Source organism: Bradyrhizobium sp. 142 (assembly GCF_023074015.1).
Classification (GTDB): domain Bacteria; phylum Pseudomonadota; class Alphaproteobacteria; order Rhizobiales; family Xanthobacteraceae; genus Bradyrhizobium.
In genome coordinates, this window is record NZ_JADPKQ010000051.1 from 57,914 (window position 1) to 81,323 (window position 23,410).

22 protein-coding genes and 1 pseudogene are annotated in these 23,410 nt (G+C 64.5%); 19 read left to right on the plus strand and 4 right to left on the minus strand.

Annotation, left to right across the window (positions count from 1 at the left end; translation table 11 throughout):
• Positions 1-12: 12 nt before the first annotated feature.
• The 16 genes and pseudogenes from IVA82_RS05385 to IVA82_RS05460 all read left to right on the plus strand — a co-directional run bounded on the left by IVA82_RS05385 (position 13) and on the right by IVA82_RS05460 (position 16,479).
• On the plus strand, positions 13-780 hold the full coding sequence (locus IVA82_RS05385; protein WP_247385198.1) for an ABC transporter ATP-binding protein: 768 nt from the start codon (positions 13-15) through the stop codon (positions 778-780).
• 2 nt (positions 781-782) lie between these two features.
• The gene (locus IVA82_RS05390; protein WP_247385200.1) at positions 783-1,487 is read left to right on the plus strand and encodes an ABC transporter ATP-binding protein; all 705 of its coding nucleotides are present in this window, start codon (positions 783-785) and stop codon (positions 1,485-1,487) included.
• Between the two features lie 16 nt (positions 1,488-1,503).
• Positions 1,504-2,385 (plus strand): branched-chain amino acid ABC transporter permease, encoded by an 882-nt coding sequence (locus tag IVA82_RS05395; protein WP_247385201.1) that lies wholly within the window; start codon positions 1,504-1,506, stop codon positions 2,383-2,385.
• Positions 2,382-3,401 carry a branched-chain amino acid ABC transporter permease gene (locus tag IVA82_RS05400; protein WP_247385202.1) on the plus strand — a complete coding sequence of 340 codons (1,020 nt, stop codon included), beginning with the start codon at positions 2,382-2,384 and terminating at the stop codon, positions 3,399-3,401. Before IVA82_RS05395 ends, IVA82_RS05400 begins: the two co-directional genes overlap by 4 nt.
• On the plus strand, positions 3,361-4,284 hold the full coding sequence (locus IVA82_RS05405; RefSeq protein ID WP_247385204.1) for a polyphosphate kinase 2 family protein: 924 nt from the start codon (positions 3,361-3,363) through the stop codon (positions 4,282-4,284). The genes IVA82_RS05400 and IVA82_RS05405 overlap by 41 nt, the downstream gene beginning before the upstream one ends.
• Before the next feature lie 740 nt (positions 4,285-5,024).
• Positions 5,025-7,364, plus strand: a complete 2,340-nt coding sequence (locus tag IVA82_RS05410; RefSeq protein ID WP_247385205.1) for a mechanosensitive ion channel domain-containing protein — start codon at positions 5,025-5,027, stop codon at positions 7,362-7,364.
• A gap of 21 nt (positions 7,365-7,385) precedes the next feature.
• Positions 7,386-7,553 (plus strand): annotated as a pseudogene (locus IVA82_RS05415) (tripartite tricarboxylate transporter substrate binding protein BugD); the annotation flags it as partial.
• 162 nt (positions 7,554-7,715) lie between these two features.
• Positions 7,716-9,368 carry an NAD-dependent malic enzyme gene (locus IVA82_RS05420; protein ID WP_346658730.1) on the plus strand — a complete coding sequence of 551 codons (1,653 nt, stop codon included), beginning with the start codon at positions 7,716-7,718 and terminating at the stop codon, positions 9,366-9,368.
• Between the two features lie 132 nt (positions 9,369-9,500).
• Positions 9,501-9,893, plus strand: a complete 393-nt coding sequence (locus IVA82_RS05425) for a BlaI/MecI/CopY family transcriptional regulator (protein ID WP_346658731.1) — start codon at positions 9,501-9,503, stop codon at positions 9,891-9,893.
• A complete protein-coding gene (locus tag IVA82_RS05430) occupies positions 9,890-10,780 on the plus strand; it encodes a M56 family metallopeptidase (protein WP_247385208.1) in 891 nt (296 codons plus the stop codon). The genes IVA82_RS05425 and IVA82_RS05430 overlap by 4 nt, the downstream gene beginning before the upstream one ends.
• A 24-nt stretch (positions 10,781-10,804) precedes the next feature.
• Positions 10,805-12,409 carry a hypothetical protein gene (locus IVA82_RS05435; RefSeq protein WP_247385209.1) on the plus strand — a complete coding sequence of 535 codons (1,605 nt, stop codon included), beginning with the start codon at positions 10,805-10,807 and terminating at the stop codon, positions 12,407-12,409.
• A 176-nt stretch (positions 12,410-12,585) separates the two neighbouring features.
• Positions 12,586-14,061: a DUF1800 domain-containing protein gene (locus IVA82_RS05440; protein ID WP_247385210.1), complete on the plus strand. Its 1,476-nt coding sequence runs from the start codon at positions 12,586-12,588 to the stop codon at positions 14,059-14,061.
• A 2-nt stretch (positions 14,062-14,063) separates the two neighbouring features.
• Positions 14,064-15,314, plus strand: coding sequence for a DUF1501 domain-containing protein (locus IVA82_RS05445; RefSeq protein ID WP_247385211.1), 1,251 nt, complete (start codon positions 14,064-14,066; stop codon positions 15,312-15,314).
• 40 nt (positions 15,315-15,354) lie between these two features.
• Positions 15,355-15,510: a hypothetical protein gene (locus tag IVA82_RS05450; RefSeq protein ID WP_247493186.1), complete on the plus strand. Its 156-nt coding sequence runs from the start codon at positions 15,355-15,357 to the stop codon at positions 15,508-15,510.
• Positions 15,511-15,660: 150 nt separating this feature from the next.
• Positions 15,661-16,206 carry a septal ring lytic transglycosylase RlpA family protein gene (locus tag IVA82_RS05455; protein WP_247385213.1) on the plus strand — a complete coding sequence of 182 codons (546 nt, stop codon included), beginning with the start codon at positions 15,661-15,663 and terminating at the stop codon, positions 16,204-16,206.
• Between the two features lie 117 nt (positions 16,207-16,323).
• Positions 16,324-16,479 (plus strand): hypothetical protein, encoded by a 156-nt coding sequence (locus IVA82_RS05460; RefSeq protein WP_247385214.1) that lies wholly within the window; start codon positions 16,324-16,326, stop codon positions 16,477-16,479.
• 51 nt (positions 16,480-16,530) lie between these two features.
• Here the strand turns inward: IVA82_RS05460 and IVA82_RS05465 are convergent, their stop codons facing one another.
• The 3 genes from IVA82_RS05465 to IVA82_RS05475 all read right to left on the minus strand — a co-directional run bounded on the left by IVA82_RS05465 (position 16,531) and on the right by IVA82_RS05475 (position 20,056).
• Positions 16,531-16,836: a hypothetical protein gene (locus IVA82_RS05465; protein ID WP_247385215.1), complete on the minus strand. Its 306-nt coding sequence runs from the start codon at positions 16,834-16,836 to the stop codon at positions 16,531-16,533.
• Positions 16,837-16,955: 119 nt separating this feature from the next.
• The gene (locus tag IVA82_RS05470; protein ID WP_247385216.1) at positions 16,956-17,231 is read right to left on the minus strand and encodes a hypothetical protein; all 276 of its coding nucleotides are present in this window, start codon (positions 17,229-17,231) and stop codon (positions 16,956-16,958) included.
• A gap of 134 nt (positions 17,232-17,365) precedes the next feature.
• Positions 17,366-20,056: an alpha/beta hydrolase fold domain-containing protein gene (locus IVA82_RS05475; RefSeq protein WP_247385217.1), complete on the minus strand. Its 2,691-nt coding sequence runs from the start codon at positions 20,054-20,056 to the stop codon at positions 17,366-17,368.
• A gap of 244 nt (positions 20,057-20,300) precedes the next feature.
• On the opposite strand from IVA82_RS05475, the gene IVA82_RS05480 reads away from it, so the two are divergent.
• Together IVA82_RS05480 and IVA82_RS05485 are read left to right on the plus strand one after the other, a co-directional pair.
• Entirely contained in the window at positions 20,301-20,510 is a 210-nt protein-coding gene (locus tag IVA82_RS05480) for a hypothetical protein (RefSeq protein ID WP_247385218.1), read from the plus strand.
• Positions 20,511-20,591: 81 nt separating this feature from the next.
• The gene (locus IVA82_RS05485) at positions 20,592-22,064 is read left to right on the plus strand and encodes a carboxylesterase family protein (protein ID WP_247385219.1); all 1,473 of its coding nucleotides are present in this window, start codon (positions 20,592-20,594) and stop codon (positions 22,062-22,064) included.
• Positions 22,065-22,071: 7 nt separating this feature from the next.
• On the opposite strand, the gene IVA82_RS05490 is transcribed toward IVA82_RS05485, so the two are convergent.
• Entirely contained in the window at positions 22,072-22,251 is a 180-nt protein-coding gene (locus tag IVA82_RS05490; RefSeq protein WP_247385220.1) for a hypothetical protein, read from the minus strand.
• A 152-nt stretch (positions 22,252-22,403) separates the two neighbouring features.
• On the opposite strand from IVA82_RS05490, the gene IVA82_RS05495 reads away from it, so the two are divergent.
• Positions 22,404-23,201, plus strand: coding sequence for a class III extradiol ring-cleavage dioxygenase (locus IVA82_RS05495; RefSeq protein ID WP_247385222.1), 798 nt, complete (start codon positions 22,404-22,406; stop codon positions 23,199-23,201).
• Positions 23,202-23,410 lie beyond the last annotated feature (209 nt).

A 23,410-nucleotide genomic window follows, 5' to 3' on the forward strand; every position in this document is an offset into this window, starting at 1 on the left:
CGGAGAGCGGCTGTGCTGGAAGTCAGCGGATTGGTGAAGCGATTCGGCGGCTTCACCGCCGTCAACAACGTGTCATTCAGGGTCGATCAGGGCGAGATCCTCGGCCTGATCGGCCCGAATGGTTCGGGCAAGAGCACGATCTTCAACATGCTCTCCGGCACGCTGGCCCCCACTTCCGGATCGATCCTGTTCGCCGGGCACGAGATCGCGGGTCTCGCGCCGCACCGAATCATCAACCGCGGCATCGGCCGCACCTTCCAGATTCCGCGGCCGTTCCGCCGCCTGACCATCTTCGAGAACGTCGCGCTCGCCGGATTCTACGGTCAGGGGCGCCACAGCCGCGCCAAAGCCGAGGAGGCCGCCGAGCGGTCGCTGGCGATGGTGGGCTTGCCGGCGGATCGCCATGCCAGTGTTGATGGCCTGGGTGCGGCCGGCCTGAAGAAGCTCGAACTGGCAAAGGCGCTTGCGACTGCGCCGAAACTATTGCTCGCCGACGAGAGTCTCGGCGGCCTCGACGACGCCGAGATGGACCAGGCGGCCGATATGCTGCGCAACATCCGCGACGAGCTCGGCATCACCATCATCTGGGTCGAGCACATCATGGGCGTGTTGATGCGCGTCGTCGATCGCGTCATGGTGCTCGACCACGGCGAGAAGATCTCCGAGGGGCTGCCGAGCGCGGTCGCCGGCGATCCGCGCGTCATCGAGGTCTATCTCGGCACCGATGCCGAGACGACGCAAGCTGCGGCCGCCGAAGCGCGCCGCCGCGCCGGAGGCTAGCGATGCTGGAGCTTCGGTCCATCAACGCCGGTTACGGCACATTCCAGGCGCTGTTCAACGTCGATCTCGACGTGAAGGCCGGCGAGGCCGTTGGCGTCATCGGTCCGAACGGCGCCGGCAAGACAACCCTGATGCGCGTCATTTCCGGCCTGATTCGTCCATCGCGCGGGTCGATCGCCATGGAAGGCGTCGACGTCGTCGCAACACCACCGCACAAGATCGTCAGCCTGGGCATCGCGCATGTGCCGGAGAACCGCCGGTTGTTTCCGCAGCTCTCCGTCGACGACAATCTGAAGATGGGCGCCTTCATGAAGGAGGCGCGCGACCACTATGTCGAGCGGCTGGAGGTCGTGTTCGATCTGTTCCCGCGCCTGAAGGAACGCCGCCAGCAGATGGCCGGCACCATGTCCGGGGGCGAGCAGCAGATGTGCGCGATCGGCCGCGCCTTGATGTCGAATCCAAAGCTCTTGCTGCTCGACGAGCCATCCGCAGGGCTGGCGCCCGTCGTGGTGCAGCAGGTGTTCGAACTCGTCAAGCGCATCCGCGCGCGCGGGCTGACGGTGCTGATCGTCGAGCAGAACGTGCAGCAGGTGCTGCGTGTGGTCGATCGCGCTTATCTGATCGAGGCCGGCACGATCAGGGCGACCGGCACCTCGGCCGAGATGCTGGCGAGCGACACCGTCAAGGAAGCTTATCTCGGGGTATGAGGGAACGGACGCGAGCATGCAGGCATACCTGGAGATTTTCGACGTCTACCTGCTGGAGGCCGTGATCAACGGCATCCTGCTCGGTGGCGTGCTGGCGCTGCTCGCGCTCGGGCTCAATCTGATCTTCGGCGTCATCGACGTGACCTGGATCTGTTATGCCGAGCTCGTCATGATCGGCATGTACGCCATGTATTTCATGGTGCAGTACTACGGCCTCAGCTATTTCATTGCGGCGCCGTTCACCATCATGCTCGTCGCGATCCTCGGCGCCGCGCTGCACTACCTCGTGATCGCACCATTGCTGACCGCGCCGCCGATCAATCAGCTGCTCGCGACGGGTGGAGTGCTGTTCGTGCTCCAGAGCTTTGCCACCGTTGCCTTCGGCATCGACTTCCGCAATCTCGGCATCCGCCTGCCGGTGCTGGCCTTCGGCGAGATGAATTTCAGCTACGCGCGGCTGCTGTCCTTTCTGGCCGCGCTGGTCGGCATGATCGCGGTCTATCTGTTCATGACCCGCACCTTCACCGGCACCGCGATCCGCGCCATTTCCCAGGACCGGCAGATCATGGCGCTGATGGGCGTCGACACCAGGCGCATTTATCTCGTCACGTCCGCGCTCGGCGGCGCGCTCGCCGGGCTCGCAGCGTGCCTGCTGGTGCTGCAATATGACGTGCATCCCTTCGTCGGCCTCTCATTCGGCCCGATCACCTTCCTGATCTGCGTGCTCGGCGGACTCGGCAATTTCATCGGAGGCTTCATCGCCGCGTTCGTCTTTGCCGAGATCATCTCGCTCGGCGGCCTGTTCTCCGACCTCGAATGGGGCTACGTGCTCGCCTTCGCCTTCTTCATCGTCATGATGTTCATCCGGCCCGCGGGCCTGTTTGCGAGGCGCCGATGATGGGGCAGGGCCGGCTTGCGGCGTGGACGGTAGGATTGGCGGCGCTCGTCGCGCTGCCTTTCGTTTATCGCGATCCCTATCACCTGCACATCCTGGTGCTGATCCTGATCTGGTCGTTCGCCTATACATCGTGGTCGATGATGGGACGGTTCGGCCTCGTCTCGCTCGGCCATGGCGGCTTCATGGGGATCGGTGCCTATGTCACCGCGCTGCTGTGGAACCACGTGGGCTTGTCGCCCTGGATCGGCATCCCGGTCAGCATGGTTGCCGCCGGCGTGCTGGCGCTGATCGTCGGCTATCCCTGCTTCCGCTTCCGCATCACCGGGCACTATTTCGTGCTGGTGACGCTGGCGCTCTCCGGCATCGTGCTCCAGGTCATCACGGCGACGCGCGACTATACCGGCGGCTCGCTCGGCTACACGCCAAGCCGCACGTCGGGCAACAAGCTGCTGGCGCTGCAATTCGACGACAAGACGACCTGGTACCTGATCGCGCTTGGTGTATGGCTCGTGGGCATCGTTGTCTGGCACTTGATCGACCGCAGCATGAGCCGTTACGCGCTGGAAGCGATCTCGGAGGATGAGGATGCTGCGGCGGCCGCGGGCGTCAACGTCACGGCGGAGAAGCTGAAGATCACGCTGATCAGCGCGCTGATGACGGCGCTGGCGGGCGCGATCTACTGCCAGTACCAGATGTTCATCACGCCCGACACCGTCAGCGGCATCGCTGTGTCGCTCCAGATGGTGTTCGCCGCCATTGTCGGCGGCCTGTTCGTTTCGCTGGGGCCGACTGTTGGGGCGGTCATCACCATTTTGCTGGCTGAGACCTTGCGGATCGGCTTCGGCACCAGGGCGGTCGGCTGGGACAACCTCGTCTATGGCGTGTTGCTCGTCATTTTCATCATATTCCTTCCCAAGGGTATCCTTGGTAGCGTGCTCGACCGATTGAAGCCGCAACGCAAGGTGCCCCGCGCTCATGAGCAAGAAGCCGTCCAAATCGCTCGCCCAGGAGCTTGACCGTTACATCACGCCATTCCGCTACGATGGATCCGGCAAGTTTCATCTCAAGGCGCACAAGACCGACGCGAAGGGCGATCTCGACAAGGAAGAGGCGCGGGGGATTCTCGAGGCCAACAAGAAGCGCCTCGCGGAGTTTCAGGAGAAGCTGTACGCCCAGGATCGCTGGTCGCTGCTGATCGTGCTCCAGGGCATGGATGCGGGCGGCAAGGACTCCGCGATCAAGGCGATCTTCGAAGGCATCAACCCGCAGGGCTGCGAGGTCCACGCATTCAAGCAGCCGAGCAGCAACGAACTCGATCACGATTTCCTTTGGCGCCATGTGCTCGCACTGCCCGAGCGCGGCCATATCGGCATCTTCAACCGCTCCCATTACGAGGAATGCCTGGTGACACGCGTGCACCCGGAGATCCTCGCCAAGGAGAAGCTGCCGCAAAAGCTCGTGACAAAGAACATCTGGAAAGAGCGGTTCGAGGACATCTCCGCCTTCGAGCGCTATCTCGCGCGCAACGGCACCGCGGTGCTGAAGTTCTTCCTCAACCTCTCGAAGGAGGAGCAGCGCGAGCGTTTCCTCGGCCGGCTGGAAGATCCGTCCAAGCAGTGGAAGTTCTCTCTGGGCGACATCAAGGAGCGCGCGCTGTGGCCGCGCTATCAGGCGGTGTACCAGGACATCGTGCGCCACACAGCCACGCCTCATGCACCGTGGTATGTCGTGCCCGCCGACCACAAATGGTTCGCGCGCGTCGTAATCGGCTCGGTGATCGTCGCGGCGCTCGAGCGGCTCGATCTGCGCTTTCCGCGCGCCGACAAGGCCTCGCTGGAGGAGTTCAATGAAGTGCGAAAGGCGCTGGAGCGGGAAGGGAAGGCGAGCGAAAAGCAGTGATGCGGCTGCGTTCGCTTGATTGCGGGCGTTTCACCTCGTCCCGCTTGCCGGGAGATCGGATTGCGACATCCGGGTGAGGGGAACCTTCCGCGATGGCCAATCTGTCGCTGCAGGGATGGAATGTTCAAATGTGATTTCAAGGCCATTGATCCCGCTTGACAGTTTTGTGTCACGGGAGGACCATCCAGGCGGTCGCAACTATGCGACACCTAACGTCCACTACAAGAGCAAGGGGAGGTCTATGACGCCACCTCCGCAAATCCAGCCGCGTTAAGTGCGATGGAGCTCGTTCGGACTATCGCATAGCGGCAAAAACCGCGAACGGCACGCCGGGTCAAGGTTTAGAGGGCTGCATCAGTCAGGCAGAGCCCCTACCTGCCCGGCGCTGTTTTTTTGCAACGCGCTTATCGTCCGGGATGCCCTGACGTGGCAGCGGGCATGAATGCCATGATATCCGCGTTCCCTCTTCTCCTCCTCGCCGTCATTCCGGGCCGACTCCCGGAGTGAGGGAGATGTCTGTGCGCGCACCGCAACCCAATTCGCTCTTCTCCATGACACTTTGACTGAACATCCTCCCAGTTCCCGATCCGCATCGCGCGGCAAATGCCAAGAGAATGTCGCCGCATCGGCAAACTTCCGACACAGCAGCCGGGCGAATAGCCGCATCCGACATGACGCATGCGCTTCGGTGGTGACGATTCCGATTCCGCCGGCGCATCTTCTTTTTCCAAGGAATCCTCGTGTCGCATAAGCTTGCCCCGGCGCTTCTCGCTGCCATCTTCTTCCTCGCAATCTCATCTCTCTCCGGCGCCCGTGCCGAGCCGCCTGCGCCGCCCACCAGCCGTGCTACCGCGCTGTCCCCGGACGAGGCAAAGCGCGCGCTCGAAACCCTCCAGGACGATCAGAAGCGCGCGCAGATGATCGACACGTTGCGTGCGATCGCAAATGCGTCTGGTCAACCGCAGCCTGCGCCGCCGCCAGAGCAGAAATCGCCGATCCCGCTCTCGGCCGACGGGCTCGGCGCGCAGCTTCTGCTTACCGTGTCGGAGGAGATTGGCGAGATCTCGCGCGAGATCGCGGGCATGGCGCGGACGCTTACGCACTTTCCGGCCTTCTATTACTGGTTCGTGCGGACCGCCAATGATCCCGCGGCCTACAATCTCCTGATCGAGATTGCCTGGAAGCTGGCGCTGGTGTTTGGCTGCGCGCTCTGCGCGGAGTGGGTGATCTTCCGGCTGATCCGGCGTCCGGTTCTGTTCCTTGAAGCGCGCGTGCCGCAGACTGCGGGCCTGCCGCCGGAGGCGCTGCCCGTTGCCGATCCGCCGTCATCCGTAGCCGATGTCACCCCCGAGCCGGAATTGCACAAGCGCCGCAAGAGTCTGGCGCGGGCTTGGCAGGTGTTGCTCCGGCTGCCCTTCGTGCTCGGCCGTCTCGTACTCGAACTTCTGCCCGTGTTCGCCTTCGTCGGCGCGGCGATGGCGCTGCTCGGAACGGAGATCGGCGATCCCGCCACCGTCCGCCTCGTGATCCTCGCTGTCGTCAACGCCTATGTGTTCTCGCGCGGGCTGATCTGCGTCGTCCGCGCGCTGGCGGGGCCGTTCGGCCTAATTCCGGTGCGCGCTGAGACAGCGGCCTATATCGAGATCTGGGCGCGCCGTATCGTCGGCGTCGGCGTAACAGGCATCGCCTTCGCCAATGTGGCGCTGCTGCTCGGCCTGCATCGCGCCGGGTATGCGGCGCTGCTGCGTATGGTAATGCTGGTGGTGCACCTCTTCATTGCGGTCATCATCCTGCAATGCCGCCGCCAGGTCGCCGAGGCCATTCGCGCGTCCGCTGGCCAGCAGGGGATTGCGGCGCGCCTGCGCAACCGCATCGCGGGCGGCTGGCACTATCTTGCAATCGCCCTCGTCGTCGCGCTGTGGGCGGTCTGGGCGCTGAACATCCGCAACGGCTATTCGCTGCTGCTGCAATATTTCGTCGGCACCATCGTGGTGGTGCTGATTACGCGCGTCGCCATCATGGTGACGCTGAGCTTGATCGACCGCGGTTTCCGTATCAAGCCGGAGATCCTGCAGCGCTTTCCGGGCCTGGAAATCCGTGCCAACCGCTATCTGCCGCTGCTGCGCAAAATCGTCTCGGGCGTCATTGCCTTCGTCGGTTTCGTGGCCGTGCTCGAAGTCTGGGGTGTCGACGCCATCGTCTGGTTCTATGGCGGCCAGATCGGCAGCCGCCTGCTTTCGGCCGTGGTGACGATCGCGCTCGCCGCAGGCATCGCTGCCGCGATCTGGGAAGCCAGCAACGCGCTGCTGGATCGCCAGATCAATACGCTGTCGCGGGACGGACACTATGCCCGTGCCGCGCGGCTGCGCACCTTCCAGCCGATGCTGCGGACGGCGCTGCTGTGCCTGATCGCCACCATCGTCGGCCTCACGGCGCTGAGCGAGATTGGCGTCAATGTCGCTCCGCTGCTGGCTGGCGCGGGCATCGTCGGTATCGCCATTGGCTTCGGCTCGCAGAAGCTGGTGCAGGATCTCATCACCGGTCTGTTCCTGCTTTTGGAGAACACGGTGCAGGTCGGCGACAACGTCAGCGTCTCTGGACTGTCCGGGGTCGTGGAGAATGTCTCGATCCGCACCATCCGCCTGCGCGCCGGCGACGGCGCGGTGCACATCGTGCCGTTCAGCGCGGTCACCACCATCACCAATGCCAGCCGCGGCGCCGGCAACGCCTCTGTCAGCGTCAACGTCGCCTACAAGGAAGATACCGACCGCGCCGGTCAGATCCTCAAGGACATCGTCGAGGAGATGCGCCGCGAGCCTGAATTCCGTGGCGTGATCCGGGGCGACCTCGAACTCTGGGGTATCGACAAGGTCGACGGCGCCATGGTGTCGATCGTCGGCCAGATCCGCTGTACCGAGGCAGGTCGCTGGCCGGTGCAGCGCGAATTCAACCGGCGTATGAAGCTGCGCTTCCAGCAGAACGGGATCGAGGTCGCATCCCCCGTCCAGACCATCTTGATGCAGATCGCGCCGCCGGCTGATGGCGCCGCAAATACGGCGCCACGGCGTGCAGCTGGGTAGCCGCTCAAAAACATCTGGGCGCCGAAGGAGATCGTCACTAAGCTCAACGCGGCCATCGTCACGGCGCTTGCCGATCCGTCCGTCAAGCAGCGCTTTGCCGAATTGGGGCAGGAGCTTCCGCCACTGCAGAAGGCCGAGACGGAAAAATGGTGGCCAATCGTGAAGGCCACCGATATCAAGCCGGAATAACGTTGCCGCCGTTAACTTTTGCGCCGCGCGCGCCTGCGATCTGCGCGATAATCTCGCTGCGGTGCGAGATCACAATCGAAGTACGAGTTCTACGTCCTTGATCTCCAGGGAGCGCTGGCCGACAATGTTTGCCGGTTCAATAAGAAACTCCTTGGGGGATTCGTGAATAGACCTGCCCGCGTCGTTGCCCAATCGACATCATCGAATCCGCCGCACGGCATGACGCTGCTGCGCGATCCCTTGCTCAACAAGGGTACTGCCTTCACGGAAGCGGAGCGTGAGACGCTCGGCTTGCGCGGCCTGCTGCCGCCTTGCCTGCTGACGATGCAGACGCAGGTCGAGCGCGTGCTGATCAATCTGCGGATGCTGCCGACGGACCTCGAAAAATATGTCGCGCTGAATGCGCTGCATGATCGCAATGAGGCGCTGTTCTTCCGCGTCGTCGTCGACAATATCGACGAGATCCAGCCGATCATCTACACGCCGACCGTCGGACTCGCCTGCCAGAAATACGGGCTGATCTTCCAGCGGCCCCGTGGCATGTTCATCTCCTCGCGCGATCGCGGCCAGATCGCGGAAATTTTGAAGAACTGGCCTTATCCTGCAAAGCTCATCGTCGTGACCGATGGCGAACGCATCCTTGGCCTCGGCGATCTCGGCGCCAACGGCATGGGCATTCCGGTCGGAAAGCTCTCGCTCTATTCGGCCTGCGCCGGCGTGCATCCCGAGCTGTGCCTGCCGATCGTGCTCGACGTCGGCACCAACAATGAAGAGCTCTTGAACGATCCCTATTATCTCGGTCTGCGCGAGCGGCGGCTCACGGGTGAGTCCTACGACAGCTTCGTCGACGAATTCATAGTCGCCGCGCGAAAGACGTATCCGGGCGTGCTGATCCAGTTCGAGGATTTCGCCAACCACACGGCGTTCAAGCTGCTGCACAAATATCGCGACGAGGCCTGCGTCTTCAACGACGACATCCAGGGCACGGCGGCGGTGGCGCTTGCCGGCCTGTTCTCGGCGCTGCGCATCAGCGGCGGCAAGCTCCGGGATCAGCGCATCCTGTTCCTGGGCGCTGGCGAGGCGGCGACCGGCATCGCCGATCTCGTGGTCTCCGCCATGATGGCGGAGGGCGCCACCGAGGCCGAGGCGCTCCGCCGCAATTGGTTGGTGGATTCCCGTGGCCTCGTTGTGAGTGGCCGGGCGAATCTTTCCGGCCACAAGCTCCGTTATGCTCATACCGATCATGCGCCGATTGCCGATTTCCTGACTGCGATCAACACGCTGAAGCCGACGGCGATCATCGGCGTCGCCGCGGTCGGCGGCGCCTTCACGCCCGACGTGCTCAAGGCTATGGCCGCGCTCAACGAGCATCCGATCGTGTTCGCGCTCTCCAACCCGACCTCGAAGGCCGAATGCTCGGCGGAGGATGCCTACCGCTACACCGGGGGCCGCGCGCTGTTCGCCTGCGGCAGCCCGTATGACCCGGTCAAGCTCAACGGACGCACCTTTGTGCCGCGCCAGGGCAACAACTCCTACATTTTCCCCGGCGTCGGTCTCGGTGTCATTGCCAGCTGCTCGCGCCTCGTGACGAACGAGATGTTCATGGCGGCGGCCCATACGCTCGCCGATTGCGTCGGCAAGGAGGACCTTGGGCAGGGCAGCCTCTATCCGGCGTTGCCCCGCATCCGCGAAGTCTCGGTCCGCATCGCGGCCGCGGTCGCAGATGTCGCCTATCAGCGCGGGCTCGCGGATGGACCCGCGCCAAACGACATGAAGGGGCTGGTCCAATCGCAGATGTACGAGCCGCGGTACTGAGCCAGAAGCCCGGCCCGACGGCGGTTACCCAGCGCGGCGACACCATTTCAGGTAGAATCGCCGTTGCGCGGCGCGGGCGTAAATGCGACGCTCTGTAGCGTTACAAGCTCTCAATACGCAAGGTCAGATGCCATGGACGATCGTTTGCCCGAGTTGGGCGACCTCGAGCATGAGGTCATGCAATTGGTTTGGGCCCATGGTCCGGTGACAGCCGAAATCGTGCGCGAGCGGCTGTCGCGGCGTCTGAAGGAATCGACGGTACGCACGGTGCTGCGTCGGCTGGAAGAAAAGGGCTACGCCAACCACACCGTCGACGGACGAACCTACGTCTACCACGCCGCCGAGCCCCGCGCGCGCGTCGCGGCCAAGGCGGTGCAGCGCATCGTCGATTGGTTCTGCAACGGCTCGATGGAGGAAGTCCTCGTCGGCATGGTGGACAATGCGATGCTCGACCAGCAGCAGCTGCGCACGCTGGCGGATCAGGTGGCCAAGGCAAAGAAGGCGAGGGGAGTGAAGGAAGAATGATCGCAACTCTGGCGGAGGCGGCGCTACGCTCCTTCGTGCTGGGAGGCGTCGTCTGGTTCGGTCTCAACCTGTTTCGCGTGCGCAATCCGCACGTCCACATGACGGCTTGGGTCATCGTACTGCTGGTATCGCTGGCAATGCCCTTCGTGATGCATTGGCCGACGCTCACCATCGCCCGGCTGCCTCTCTCCGTGCCAGTGCCGGACGAGCTTTGGCCGGCCGATATCTCAATGCTCGAGACGCCGCAGCCGGCTTTGCCGATCACGCCCGGCGCTACCATCGAGTCGCCGGCCAGGAGTGCTGTGTCGATCGATTGGCGGCTGGCGATCACGATCGTTTATGCTGGCGTCGCCGGCCTGCTGCTGTTGCGGCTCGCCATCGGCCTCTGCCTGACCTGGCGCCTTGCGCGGGCCGCGCAGCCGATGCGCGACTCGATAATGATCGATGCCGACGTGCGCATCAGCCGCGACGTCGGCGGTCCCGTCACCTTCGGCTCAACCATTCTGGTGCCGCCGCAATTCGCGGGCTGGGACGCGAAGAAGCGCCTCGCAGTGCTCGCGCATGAGGGCGCCCATGTCGCCGATCGCGACTTCTACGTCCTGCTGCTTGCTTCCCTCAACCGCGCGGTGTTCTGGTTCAGCCCATTCTCGTGGTGGCAGCTGGCGCGCCTTGCCGAGCTTGCCGAGATCATCAGCGACGCCCAGGCGATCGAAGTCATCGACGACCGACTGTCCTATGCGGAGATCCTGCTGGACGTGGCGACCTCTGTAAACCCGCGGCCAATGGAGCTCGCAATGGCGCGGGCCTCGACGGTCCGCGCCCGCGTCGAGCGCATCATCGCAGCTGCAGCCATGCCCGCTGCGGTCGGCTGGCGCAAGCGGCTGTAGATCGCGGCTGCAATTGTGCCGGCCGTGATCGTATCGGCGGGCATGATCGCCTATCGGACGCCGGACCCGGCGCCTTTCGCTGGAGACCTCGACAAGGCGCCGGCCCCGCACTATCACCCATTCGTCAATTTCTATGCCATGGGCCCGGCCTCGGTGTTCGCGGTCTTCCGCGAGGGCGACGACCTCTACGGCCAGCTCACTGGGCAGCGCAGGCTGCGCCTGACGGTTGGCAATGACGGCACCGCGTCCTACGCGGCCTCGTCCGGCGAGATCACGTTCCCGCTTGATGCCGAGCGCCGCTGCTCCGAGCTGATCCTGCGCATGAACGGCCGCGACGTGCGTGCGGTTCGCGTCGTCGAGATGCCGACGGCGGCTGCCAAATCCGCCTCGCTCGATCAGTATGTCGGTTGGTACAGGATTGCGCCGAACCGTGTGCTGGCGGTGCGGCGCGATGGCGATCGGCTTCAGGTACAGGAAACCGTGCAGGGCCGGGCCACGCTCCTCGCCGAGGGTGCCGACGTCTTCTCGATCCATGGCGAGAATCTGCTGATCTTCCTGCGCGACGAGCAGGCCAAAGTCGCGCGCGTTCTGGTCCAGAACGCAGTTTTCGGCGCGCGCTTGGCATCGAGGATCGACTCGGCGGTGGCGCAGGCGGTCGAGGCCGACTTCGCGCGCCGCCTCGCGGAAGTGCCTGACCGATTCAGGGAGCAGGTCCCGGCTGACGGCGGCAAGGAGATGATCCTGCGCGGGATCGAAGATCTGCGCCGCGGCACGCCGAACTACGAGCGCGTGAGCGCGCCGCTGGCGGCCAAGGTCCACAGGCAGCTCAATGAAATGCGCGCGTCGTTCGTGGCGCTCGGTGCGGTGGAATCGCTCTTCTTCCGTGGCGTCGGCCCCGGCGGCTATGACATCTATGGCGCGAAGTTCGAGAACGGCACGGCCGAATTCCGCCTGATGCTCGAGCCCGACGGCAAGGCCGGCGACGTGCTGTTCCGGCCCGACGGCAATGACGAACTCGGCGGCATCGTGCCTTGTTCGGAGGAGGCGAGTGTGCGCGGCCATGCCGGCACCTCGCCGATCAGGATCATGGTCTACAACGAGCTGGCCGACGACATCCAAGTCTTCAATATCGAGGCCGATGGCAGCCGCAAGACGCAGAGCCTCGTCAGACCCAACATGACGTGGGCCTCCACGACCACCGTCAACAGTCCCTGGATGATCGCCGACAAGTCGGGACGGTGTCTCGAGATCCTGGTGCCGGGCCGGCAGACGCGCTTTCACAATGTCGAGGTGTCGAACCTTGGGGCACGGCCGGGGCGAGCCGCGCGGCGCGCCGTTCCGATCGCCAATGGCGAGGAGATGCTGCGCCGCTATATCGAAGGTGTTGGCAAAGGGCAGCCGGACTATGACCGCATGACGTCAGAGGTCGCCGACATCACGCGCCAGCAGCTTGCATTCGATCAGGCGATCCTCGCGCGGCTCGGCGCGTTGCGCGCGGTCTCCTTCCGCGGCGTCACCGCGCTCGACAGCGACATCTACATCGCCCAGTTCGCCAATGGTTCGGCGGAATGGCGCATCGGCGTCAGGAATGGCACGATCACCAAGATCGCGCTTGGGCCGAATTTCTAGACTCCTCGCCCGGGTCCGCTGTCTGGCGGGTGCGTGCTCGCCCCGTCGGTAGAGCGCGGCCGCGCTCAATCTCAGCTTGCACCAGCTCAAGTGTTACCGCATGTAGCATTACAATTCGTAACTTGCCGCTGCGCACTGCGGCGTGTCCCGTGGGCTCGGAGAATTGGGCGTTCGCCATGAACAGTTCTGCAAGGGCTGAGTCCGTGCTGGCGCTTCATCGTTTCGGGATGGGGCCGCGACCGGGATCTATCGCCGTGGTCGGCACTGATCCGCGCGGCGCGCTGATCGCCGAACTCGACCGGCCGCTCGCGTTGACTGCTGCTGCCAGCCTTCCTTCCAGTGCAAAAGCCTATCGCGCCGTGGCCGATGCCAACGCGCGGCGAACGGCACGCGCCAAGCAGGCGCAACAGCAGGCGAAGAAGCAGCAGATGGCCGCCGTTCCCGCCGCGTCGAATGACCAGGCGCAAGGGCAGGCACAAGGGCAAGCGGAGGGCCAGGGCGCCGAGAAGGACGCAGTCGAGATGGCGGCCAAGCAAGCCGCCGAAGCGGTACCCGATCCTGGACGCCCGATATACCTGCAGGAGGCCAAGCTGCGTACGGAAGCCGCGCTCGCCGCCGATATCGGCTTCGCCGAGCGGCTGGTGTGGTTCTGGTCCAACCATTTCTGCGTTTCGGCCAACCGGATTCAGAGCATGTCCGGTGCCTATGAACGCGAAGCCGTTCGCGCTCACGCGCTCGGCCGCTTCGTCGATCTCCTGCTGGCCGCCGAAGGCCATCCGGCGATGCTGGTTTATCTCGACAATCTCGGTTCGATGGGGGCGAACTCAATCGCCGGCATCAACCGCAGCAGCGGCCTCAACGAGAATTTTGCGCGCGAGATCATGGAGCTGCATACGCTTGGTGTGCGCACCGGCTCCACCCAGGACGACGTGATCAGCTTCGCCAACGTCCTGACCGGCTGGACACTGGTGCCACCGGGTGCCGATCCCCAGCATGGCGGCGAGTTCATTTTCAATCCGCGGCTGCACGAGCCCGGCGGGCGGACCGTGCTCGGCAAGCGCTACGAGCATGAGGATGTGGAGCAGGGCCGCGCCGTGCTGCGTGACCTTGCCGCGCATCCGGCGACCGCGACCCATAGCGCGACCAAGCTCGCCCGCCATTTCGTCGCCGACGAGCCGCCGCCGGCCCTCGCCGCGCAGATGGCGAAAACGTTTCGCGACACTGAGGGCGATCTCAAGCAGGTTGCGATCGCGATAGTGTCGTCGGACGAGGCGTGGCGCGGGCCACCTTCGAAACTCAAGCGTCCCGGCGAATGGGTCGTCGGCATGGCGCGTGCGACCGGCATCACACAGGTTGATCCGGTGCGCTACACCGGAGGCCAGGAGCTGCTCGGCGAGGCGCTGTGGCGTCCGCCCGCGCCCAAGGGCTATCCGGACGATGAAGCGAGCTTGATCGACGGTGTTGGCCGGCGGCTCGACGTCGCCAACAATTTTGCCGAGCGCATCACGGGCATGGCCGATCCGCAAGTCATTATCGAGGATGTCTTCGCATCCGAGATCGCGGCCGAGGTGAAGCAGTCGGTCGGACGCGCCGAGAGCCGGCAGCAGGCGCTGGCGCTGTTGTTCATGTCGGCTGATTTTCAGAGGAGGTGAGCATGGGTTTTATCGATCACCTGCCCACGCGGCGCGAGCTTCTGGTCGGCTCCGGTGCGCTGTTCGCATGGAGCCAGATGCCGCGGCTCGCGCGCGCCGAGCGGCGCGATCCGCGTCTGCTCGTCATCGTCCTGCGCGGCGCGCTCGACGGCCTCGGCGCGGTTGCGCCGGTCGGCGATCCCGACTGGATATCGCTGCGCGGCGATCGTGCGCTGGTGCTGGACGGCAAGACGCCGGCGCTGCCGCTCGATTCGTTCTTCGCGCTCAATCCGGCAATGCCGAACCTGCATCGGCTCTACAAGACCGGAAAGGCCTCGATCGTCCACGCCGCCGCGACGCCTTATCGCGAGCGCTCGCATTTCGACGGCCAGGATGTGCTGGAGAGCGGGCTCGCCAAGCCCGGCATGACAGGTTCGGGATGGCTCAATCGCGCGCTGGTCGCGCTGGAGGCGGGCGGGCGCGTCGATCCGCGCGGTAGCCGTGCGCTCGGCATCGGCTCCGTCACCCCGCTCGTCGTGCGCGGCTCGGCCCCGGTGATGACATGGGTGCAGCAGAAACTGCTGCCGGCAAGCGCGGACACGCAGAGCCGCCTGCTCGATCTCTACCAGCACACCGATCCGAAGCTCGCGACCGTGCTTCAGGCGCGCATGAAGCTCGCCTCGCTCGATGGCGGGATGCCTAGCGGGGATCCTATGTCGGACGATCCGACGCTGGCGCCGCCCGGCATCGCGCGCGTACGCGCCTACTTCGCTGAGGCTGCCGGCACCGCCGCCCGCTATCTCGCCAAGCCCGACGGCCCGCGGGTCGGCGCCATGGGCTTCGTCGGCTGGGACACGCATATCGCGGAAGGCGCGGCCTCGGGCCAGCTCTACAATTTGCTCGGAGCTCTCGACGGTGCGTTTGCTGCGATCGAGAGCAACATGGGCAAGGTCTGGCACGAGACTGTGGTTGCCGTCGTAACCGAGTTTGGCCGCACTGCGCGTATCAACGGAACGCAAGGTACGGACCACGGCACGGGTACGGTCGCCTTCCTCATCGGTGGTGCGCTCGCCGGCGGCCGCGTGATCGCGGATTGGCCGGGACTGAAGCCCGCTCAGCTCTTCGAGGATCGCGACCTCATGCCAACCACGGATCTGCGTGCGGTGCTGAAGGGCCTGCTGAGGGATCATCTGCGCGTCGAAGAGAAGGTCCTCGCCGAGGCGGTCTTCCCTGGTAGCACGGACGTCAAACCAATGGGAAGCCTCGTCGGCTGACGGCGCTTCTCGCAACCTGACCGGGTTCATGATGTGCACATTGACGCAACGGGAGCTCGACTTTCTCGTCGGCCTGAAAACCGGCTGGCTGCGGCTCTATCGGCGCGAGTTTGCGCGGCTCCTGAGAGGTGAGGTTGGGCCCGGCGAGGCTCAGCCGGATGCGCGCCTGGTCCTCTGGCGCGAAGTATCGAGCTAGTTTTACGCGACTGTCCCGATTCAGAACACGGCACTGTGGTGGAATCGTCACAGCCGCTGCGAAACGGCCGTAGCCGCACGCCTGCTTTTGTTCTGACAAGGTTCTGCCCTCATTGCCCACCGAACTTGAGGCCGTTCGGAGGGGCGCATCATGTCTCGCTTTGCACGTGCCGAAAGTGTCCGGATTTCCCTCGCAGCCTCGTGCCGCCAGCCGGCCCGCCTGCTGCTCGTAATCGTCGGCGCCGCCTCGCTGGCCGCTTGCGCGCAATCGCCGGTAGGCCGCCAGAAAGCCGATCTTGCCGGCGCCGGCCGACAGGCCGCGGTCGAGCGTCCGCACAGGCTGCGTGAGGTGGCGGCGCTGCATCCGCGGCCTGTCAGCCGGGCGCGTGTGCCTGATGGCGGTGCAAGCGCGGCGCAGACGGCCGGGCACGGTGTTGCCAGCTTCTATTCGGATACGGAGACCGCGAGCGGCGAGAAGTTCGACAAGAACGAATTGACCGCGGCGCATCCGACTCTGCCGTTCGGCACGCGCCTGCGCGTGACGGATGTTTCCTCCGGCCGCTCCGTGACCGTCAAGGTCAACGATCGCGGGCCGTATGTCCGCGGACGCGTCGTCGATGTCTCGCCTTCGGCTGCCGAAGCGCTCGGCATGGTCGACAGGGGCATCGTCAATGTCCGGCTCGACGTCGTGCAATAAGCACGGTCGATCGACGTCGACGCGCCGCGCTTAACCGGCTGTTAGCCGCTCTGACGCACCATGGTTGCCCGAAACCAATCGGGACTCCAGTTTGGGGTGCTTTTGGGGAGGCGGGGCTTGAACACGATCCAGTATCTCGAAGATCAGGCCGCGCGCGCCGAGCGGCTCGCCAAACGGATCACGGATACGCTGACGGTCGAAAAGTTGCTGACCTTCGCGGGCGAGCGCCGCCGCGAGATCGAGGTCATCGCCGGCAGGCGTCGGCACGCTTAACTTCCGCAAGCGATCATCCCGCGCCTTCGCGTCGACGAGGATGATGCGCGATCAGGTATGGCTCTCGACGAAATCGCTGAGATAGTCGGGCAGCGCTATGCCGTCGATATCGCAGCGAGCCCGAATTTCACCGGCAACCTCGGTCGAGATATCCTTCATCCAATGTTCGAGCGTGTTGAAGGAGACTACCTTGATGGGATCGTTGAAGCAGCCGGCGACGAGATCGCGGATGGTCACTTCGATGTCGCTTCGCTCAATGGGGATCTCAGTCGCCTGATCGCGACGATCGATCACGACGAACAGGGTCTGGTCCGCGCCATAGGGCACCGTCGGGTCGGGCGCGCTGGTTTCGATCATCTCAGGCACTCACGCCTTTGGCTTCCGATCTCCAATAACGAAAAAATCCGCGAGATGGTTCCTGCCTTGCTGTGAATCTGGTCGTGCGCGTGCGTGCAGATATGGCGTCTGCGGTGTAATCAGAGAAATTCTCTCAAGCGCGATAATTCGATGATGTGCTCGGGCGACAGGATATCCGTCACCAGCGGTGGCTGCGGCGCCGTGTGAATCTCATAGAGATGCCTTGTCGCCTCTGGCTTGCCCATGAATGCCGAGATGCACTCGTCGAGCGTCCCTTCGCTCACCTGGTAAGGCTCCCGGTCCGGCCTACGTTGGTTTGCGAGCGACGGCCATTTATGCAGCGCGGCGAGCGCGCCGAAGTTGACCTTGGAATCTGTAACTAACGCATTCCCCATCGTCCCGCCTCACGCAAAAAAAAGAACCCCAGCACGCGTACTTGCGTGCCGGGGCCCACACATATCGCTGCATCTCAATGCCACAACCACATAACGCGACGGCCGCGAAATAGTTCCCGGCCGTTTCGTCACTGTCAGCTCGCGGCGGCCGCTATATTGTCTCCCGGGTTGGCGTGACCCTGGCCGGTCTCTTCGTCCCGCCGTACCCCCGGCGGAAGCCCGGCAAAGCGACGCATTGCTTCAGCCATCTGCACCCGGCCCTGGACGCCAGTGATCACCACGTCCACCATTGTGAAGGACGAGTGGAAATGGCCGCGCGCCTTGAGCTGCTCGACCGGAACACCCGCGGATGCCATTGCTTCGGCATAGGCGATGCCCTCGTCGCGCAACGGATCGAACTCGCAGGTGACGACGAAGGCCGGCGGCAGGCTCGCGACCTTGCCGCGGAGCGGCGAGACACGTGGGTCGGTGCGGTCGGCCGGTGAGCAGTAGAGGTCCCAGAACCAGTACATCAGCGAGCGCGTCAGGAAATACCCGGTCTCATTCTCGTTGTAGGAGCCACGATCGAAGGTGCAGTCGGTGACCGGGCAGACCAGGAGCTGGCCGGCGATCTCCGGCCCGCCGCGGTCGCGCGCGAGCTGGCAGGTGACGGCGGCGATGTTGCCGCCGGCGCTCCAGCCCGCGACCAGTAGAGGGCCAGGCTTGCCGCCGAGCTCGACCGCATGCTCGGCGATCCAGCGCGTTGCCGTGTAGCCATCCTCGGCCGCCGCCGGGAAGCGATATTCGGGCGCATGGCGGTAGCCGACGCTGACGAAGATCATATCGGTGCGCCGCGCCATGTCGCGGCAGAACGGATCGTCGGACTGTTCGTCGCCAAGCACCCAACCGCCGCCATGGAAATAGACCACGACCGGATGTGGTCCCGGCGTCGTCGGCCGGTACAGGCGATAGGGCAGGGGTCCGTCGCTGCCGGGCAAAGTGCCATCGACGACGGCGCCGACCGGCCGTCCCGCAGGGCGGCTCTTGTTGAATTCGTTGACGAAGGCGCGCGCGCCCAGCGCACCCATTGACTCGATCGGCGGCAGGTTCAGTTGCGCGAGCAGGTTCAGCACCAACCGCACATCCGGTTGCAGGCGCACCACCTCGCCGTCATTGCACTGTGCGGTGACATCGGGGCCGGTGAGCTTGAAGCCGAGCATGCCGCGGCCCACGACCTCGTCGCAGATGCTGCGATAGGGGCCGACGCCGCCGGTATAGGGCATCAGCGCGTGCACCTTGCCGGGCACGTTGGCGCCCGTGTACCAGGTGTTGGCGAGCCGGTGCAGCGTCAGCGTCGCGCAGTCGGCCATGTGCCGGCCCCAGCCGGCCTGCGCCGTCTCGGTGGCCTCGATCGTGGTGAAGCCGGCGTCACGCAGTGCGGCAAGCCGGTCGACGACCCAGTCGACATGCTGCTCGATCGATACCGCCATGTTCGACAGCACCGACGGGCTGCCGGGACCGGTGATCATGAAGAAGTTCGGAAAGCCCGCGACGGTGAGACCGAGATAGGTCTGCGGCCCTTGCGCCCAGACGTCGGAGAGTGACTTGCCGGCGCGCCCCGTGATCGGATGCACGGCCCGGATCGCGCCGGTCATGGCATCGAAACCCGTGGCGAACACGATGACGTCGACGTCGAAGCTGCGCTTGCCGGTGGTGATGCCGCTTGGGGTGATCGCCTTGATCGGCTCCTGCCGCAGATTGACCAGCGTGACGTTCGGCCGGTTGTAGGTGGCATAATAGTTGGTGTCGAGGCACGGCCGCTTGGCGCCGAACGGATGGTCGTGCGGCATCAGCGCCGCGGCCGTTTCCGGATCCTTCACCACCATGCTGATCTTCTCGCGGATCAGCTCGCAGATCAGTGCGTTGCCGTCGACATCGACGCCCTGATCGGCCCAGAGCTGGGTCAGGATATAGACCAGATCGCCCTTGCCCCAAGCCTCTTCGAACCGCGCGCGACGTTCGGCATCGCTCAGTTGCCAGCTCACGGCCGTCTGCTGAGGATAGGGCACGCCCGTCATCGACCGGCGCGCCTGCTCGCGATAGGCCGCACGGTCGCCTTGCAACAGGCTCATGCGATTGGACGGCGCAGGACCATTTTGCGCGGGCAACGCGAAATTCGGCGTGCGCTGGAATACGGTCAGATGCGCCGCCTGTTCGGCGATCAGCGGGATCGACTGGATGCCGGACGAACCGGTGCCGATCACTGCGACGCGCTTGTCGGCGAGATTGACGCCGTCATGCGGCCAGCGCCCGGTGAAATAGATCTCGCCCGTAAAATCCTTGACGCCGTCGATCTCCGGCGGCTTTGGCGCGGAAAGGCAACCCGTTGCCATGATGTAATAGCGGCAGGAGACCGGCGCGCCGTTGTCGGTGGCAAGCTGCCAGCGCCCGGTCGCTTCATCCCATGTGGCTTCCGTCACCTTGGTCTTGAAGCGGATGTCGCGGCGCAGATCATAACGGTCGGCGACGAAACCGAGGTAGCGCAGGATCTCGGGCTGGGTCGCGTATTTTTCCGACCAGGTCCAGGCCGTCTCGAGCTCCGGATCGAAGGTGTAGCTGTAGTCGATAGTCTGGATGTCGCAGCGCGCGCCGGGATAGCGGTTCCAGTACCATGTGCCGCCAACGTCGCCGGCCTCTTCGAGAGCGACCGCCGTGAAGCCGGCCTTGCGCAGGCGATGCAGAATGTAGAGGCCGGCAAATCCGGCGCCGACGACGGCAACGTCAACCTGCTGGCCGGTTCCACGCGCCGCCTCAGAGCTACGTGCAGCAACCATTGCGTCAGGCATGGCATTCCTCCCGTATGTTTTGTTTTGCCGGGCAGGCTATCGCCGCAGGCGCGGCTTGTCATCAAAGCAAGTGCAATCTTCGGTAGCCGTTTGCGGCGCCCGTGGGGCGGCGCGAAGGTTGCGCCGATGCACGCATCGCGATGCACAATGGCCGTGATTTTCCGGGCTAATCAGGCCCGACCCGTCTGTGTATGCTGGCGTTTCCTTGCTGCCGTTTCCTTGCCACGCGTACCGACCGGGCGTCATGACAGAGTTGAGTGAGCGAACCAAAGCGAACATGGACGTCGTGCTGGAGGAGACATGCCGCCAGTTGCCGCATGGCGGCGATCACGACAGCCGCAGGTTCATCGCCCAACGCCTGATCGAGGCGGCGCAATCCGGCCATTCCACACTCGGTGAGCTCGGCATCGTCGCGCGTCACGCGCTGGCGGAGCTGACCGGCAAGTCCGGTTGAGCACGGCCGGCAAGGCTTGCCTCGCCACCGGCCGCGGACGTAACCTCCCAAGGAACCTTTCCGGGCATCGAGATCCCCGAGATGCGGCCCTTGCTTGCGCTTGTTGCGGCCTCCGCATGCCTCTGCTGCGCCGGCCCGGCCTTGGCACAGCCGGTCGGCCAGTTTCCGTTTGCCCTCACGCGGGAGGGACAGCTGCTCGGCGCCGTCGAGGGCGAGGTCGCGTCCTTCAAGGGGCTTGCCTACGCCGCGCCCCCGATCGGACCGCTGCGCTGGCGTTCACCGCAGGCAACGCCCGAAAACTCGGAGATGCGTACCGCGTACGATTATGGTGCGCCCTGTCTTCAGCCGTTGATGCCGAGCGCGAGTGAGGATTGTCTCACGCTGAACGTGTTTCGTCCCTTCGGTGTCGATGGGCCGCTGCCGGTCATGGTGTTCATCCATGGTGGCGGCTTCGTCAGAGGCACCGCCAACGATCTGCTGTTCGACGGCGCAAAGCTTGCGCAGGCCGGCCTCATCGTGGTCACCCTGAATTATCGCCTGGGCGCGCTCGGCTGGCTTGCCCATCCTGCCTTGTCGGACGTCGGGTCCGGCAATTACGGCTTGATGGACCAGATCGCAGCGCTGCATTGGATCCATGACAACATCGCGGCCTTCGGCGGCGATCCGAACAATGTCACCCTGTTCGGCAATGGTTCAGGCGCCACATCGATCGCGCTACTGATACTGTGCGCGCAATCGCGCGATCTGTTTCAGAAAGCCATTCTGCAATCCGTGCCCGGCCGGGCGCAGCTGCGCTCTGCGCAAGAGGCACAGTCGGCCGGGCGGCAATTCGTGACGGCGCTTGGGCAGGAGACGGATTTGCGCACAGCTAAGCCTGCGAGGCTGCTTGCCGCCGAAAAACGTCTGCTCGAAAAATCGTGGCGCAGCTTCACACCTTCGGTGGATGGAAGTCTGGTGACGGAGAACGTTGCCGCGGGATTTGCGGCGGGACACCAGAGCCGCATTCCCCTGATCATCGGCTCGAATGACGACGAGACGCGCTTTGACGGTGAGCTCGAGATCAAGCAAGAGCTTGCGTCCTCGGGCGAGAGCATCGACGCGCTGCGCGAGCTCTATCCCGACGTCGCGCGGCCGTCGGACCTTGCGGCAAGGTTCTACACCGACAAGGTCTTCTCCGAGCCGGTGAGACTGCTGGCCCGGCTTCACGCCGCAACCGGCGCGCCGACCTTCCGCTATCGCTTCGCCTATGTGCCCGAAGCGCGGCGTGGAAGTTCGGACGAAGGGCACGGCCGGGAATTGCAGTTCATCTTCGGCGTCGAGGGCGTGCCGGGCGCCGGCATCTTTTCGCGGCGGGATCGCGAGGTCGCAAGCCGCATCCGCGCCTACTGGATCAACTTCGCCAGGACGGGTGATCCCAACGGTGCCGACCTGCCGCATTGGGATGCGGTTGCGGATCGCGATCGCCTGCTGCTGATCGCCAACGATCGCATCGTGAGCGGCGACGATCCGTGGTCGGAGCGACTCGACCGGCTCGCGGGTGAGAGCAAGAAATGAGTTGGATTTACGCCGCGAGTTCGACGCGGGGCGCCGGCGTCAGCCGGTCTTCCTCCAGATAGTCCATCGCGCCGTCCTTTTCGACGGCATAGAACCACTGGCCGTCCTTTGATCTGAAGGCGGCGCGGACGACGCCGCGGCGGCCCTTATCACTGTTGACCACGTCCCCCAGCGCAAACTTCTTCATCTCACGTCTCGCTCGTCTTCTGGCCGACTGCTTCGGCCACGGCCGCGATTGTGGAAGGCAAATCGTTAACGGCTTGCTAACCATGCTGGTTTGCCTATGCTCGCCGCCGACCGCGCGGCAGCTACGCGCAAATTGCCAACGAAACGAGTCCCATGACGCGATTGCCGACCTTCTTTCTGTCGCATGGCGGCGGCCCCTGGCCGTTCATGGAGGATAGGCGCGTGCAATATGCCAAGACCGCGGAGGCGTTCGGCCGGCTGCCGCAGCTCCTGCCGGCGAAGCCGAAGGCCGTACTCGTCATCACCGGCCATTGGGAGGCCGAGGCGTTCACGGTATCGACGTCCGCGCATCCGCCGATGGTGTACGATTATTACGGTTTCCCCGAGCACACCTATCAACTCAAATATCCGGCGCCTGGCAGGCCCGAACTCGCGGCGGAGGTGAAGGCGCTGCTCATGCGCGCCGGCCTCGATGGCCGGGAGGATGCCAATCAGGGCTTTGATCACGGCACATTCGTGCCGCTCGGCCTGATGTATCCGAATGCCGACATGCCGATCGTGCTGCTGTCGCTGAAGTCGAGCTACGATCCGGGCGAACACATCAAGGCCGGGCAGGCGATCGCCTCGCTTCGCGATGAAGGCATTCTGATCATCGGCAGCGGGCTCACCTATCACAACATGCGCGGCTTCGAGCGGGCGGAGTCCAAGCCCGTGTCCTACGATTTCGAAGCCTATCTGAACGAAGCCATCAGCCATAAGGATGCGGCGCGCCGCAACGCGATGTTGATCGACTGGGAGAACGCGCCGAGCGCGCGCCTTGCCCATCCGCGCGAGGACCATCTGCTGCCGCTGATGGTGGCCGCTGGCGCCGCCGGCAGCGATGTCGGACGTCGCGTTTTCGTCGACGAGGTCGCGAACGTTGCGATGGCGTCGTACGTGTTTGGTGGTTGATCTTCTTCACGCCCGCGCGTCAGGGCCATCCCCAAAAGGGCGAAAACAACCCATGCACAGTAGAACGGCAAATAGAATGGCTTAGCACAATGCTTTTGCCGGGCAGGATGATCGTGCGCCATTTCGGGCACGTTTGACACGTCGGGCAAAACACCGGCAAAATGCAACCATGGCGAAATTCGGAGAGCGGTTTGGCGTAGCTTGATCCG

Bases quoted from the DNA above. Each gene is read 5' to 3' on its own strand.
- IVA82_RS05490 (WP_247385220.1), bottom strand. From the start codon at position 22,251: ATGAAGAAGTTTGCGCTGGGGGACGTGGTCAACAGTGATAAGGGCCGC.
- IVA82_RS05475 (WP_247385217.1), bottom strand. From the start codon at position 20,056: ATGCCTGACGCAATGGTTGCTGCACGTAGCTCTGAGGCGGCGCGTGGA.
- IVA82_RS05485 (WP_247385219.1), top strand. From the start codon at position 20,592: ATGCGGCCCTTGCTTGCGCTTGTTGCGGCCTCCGCATGCCTCTGCTGC.
- IVA82_RS05465 (WP_247385215.1), bottom strand. From the start codon at position 16,836: ATGATCGAAACCAGCGCGCCCGACCCGACGGTGCCCTATGGCGCGGAC.
- IVA82_RS05395 (WP_247385201.1), top strand. From the start codon at position 1,504: ATGCAGGCATACCTGGAGATTTTCGACGTCTACCTGCTGGAGGCCGTG.
- IVA82_RS05495 (WP_247385222.1), top strand. From the start codon at position 22,404: ATGACGCGATTGCCGACCTTCTTTCTGTCGCATGGCGGCGGCCCCTGG.
- IVA82_RS05445 (WP_247385211.1), top strand. From the start codon at position 14,064: ATGGGTTTTATCGATCACCTGCCCACGCGGCGCGAGCTTCTGGTCGGC.
- IVA82_RS05405 (WP_247385204.1), top strand. From the start codon at position 3,361: ATGAGCAAGAAGCCGTCCAAATCGCTCGCCCAGGAGCTTGACCGTTAC.
- IVA82_RS05425 (WP_346658731.1), top strand. From the start codon at position 9,501: ATGGACGATCGTTTGCCCGAGTTGGGCGACCTCGAGCATGAGGTCATG.
- IVA82_RS05430 (WP_247385208.1), top strand. From the start codon at position 9,890: ATGATCGCAACTCTGGCGGAGGCGGCGCTACGCTCCTTCGTGCTGGGA.
- IVA82_RS05390 (WP_247385200.1), top strand. From the start codon at position 783: ATGCTGGAGCTTCGGTCCATCAACGCCGGTTACGGCACATTCCAGGCG.
- IVA82_RS05440 (WP_247385210.1), top strand. From the start codon at position 12,586: ATGAACAGTTCTGCAAGGGCTGAGTCCGTGCTGGCGCTTCATCGTTTC.
- IVA82_RS05400 (WP_247385202.1), top strand. From the start codon at position 2,382: ATGATGGGGCAGGGCCGGCTTGCGGCGTGGACGGTAGGATTGGCGGCG.
- IVA82_RS05470 (WP_247385216.1), bottom strand. From the start codon at position 17,231: ATGGGGAATGCGTTAGTTACAGATTCCAAGGTCAACTTCGGCGCGCTC.
- IVA82_RS05480 (WP_247385218.1), top strand. From the start codon at position 20,301: ATGACAGAGTTGAGTGAGCGAACCAAAGCGAACATGGACGTCGTGCTG.
- IVA82_RS05455 (WP_247385213.1), top strand. From the start codon at position 15,661: ATGTCTCGCTTTGCACGTGCCGAAAGTGTCCGGATTTCCCTCGCAGCC.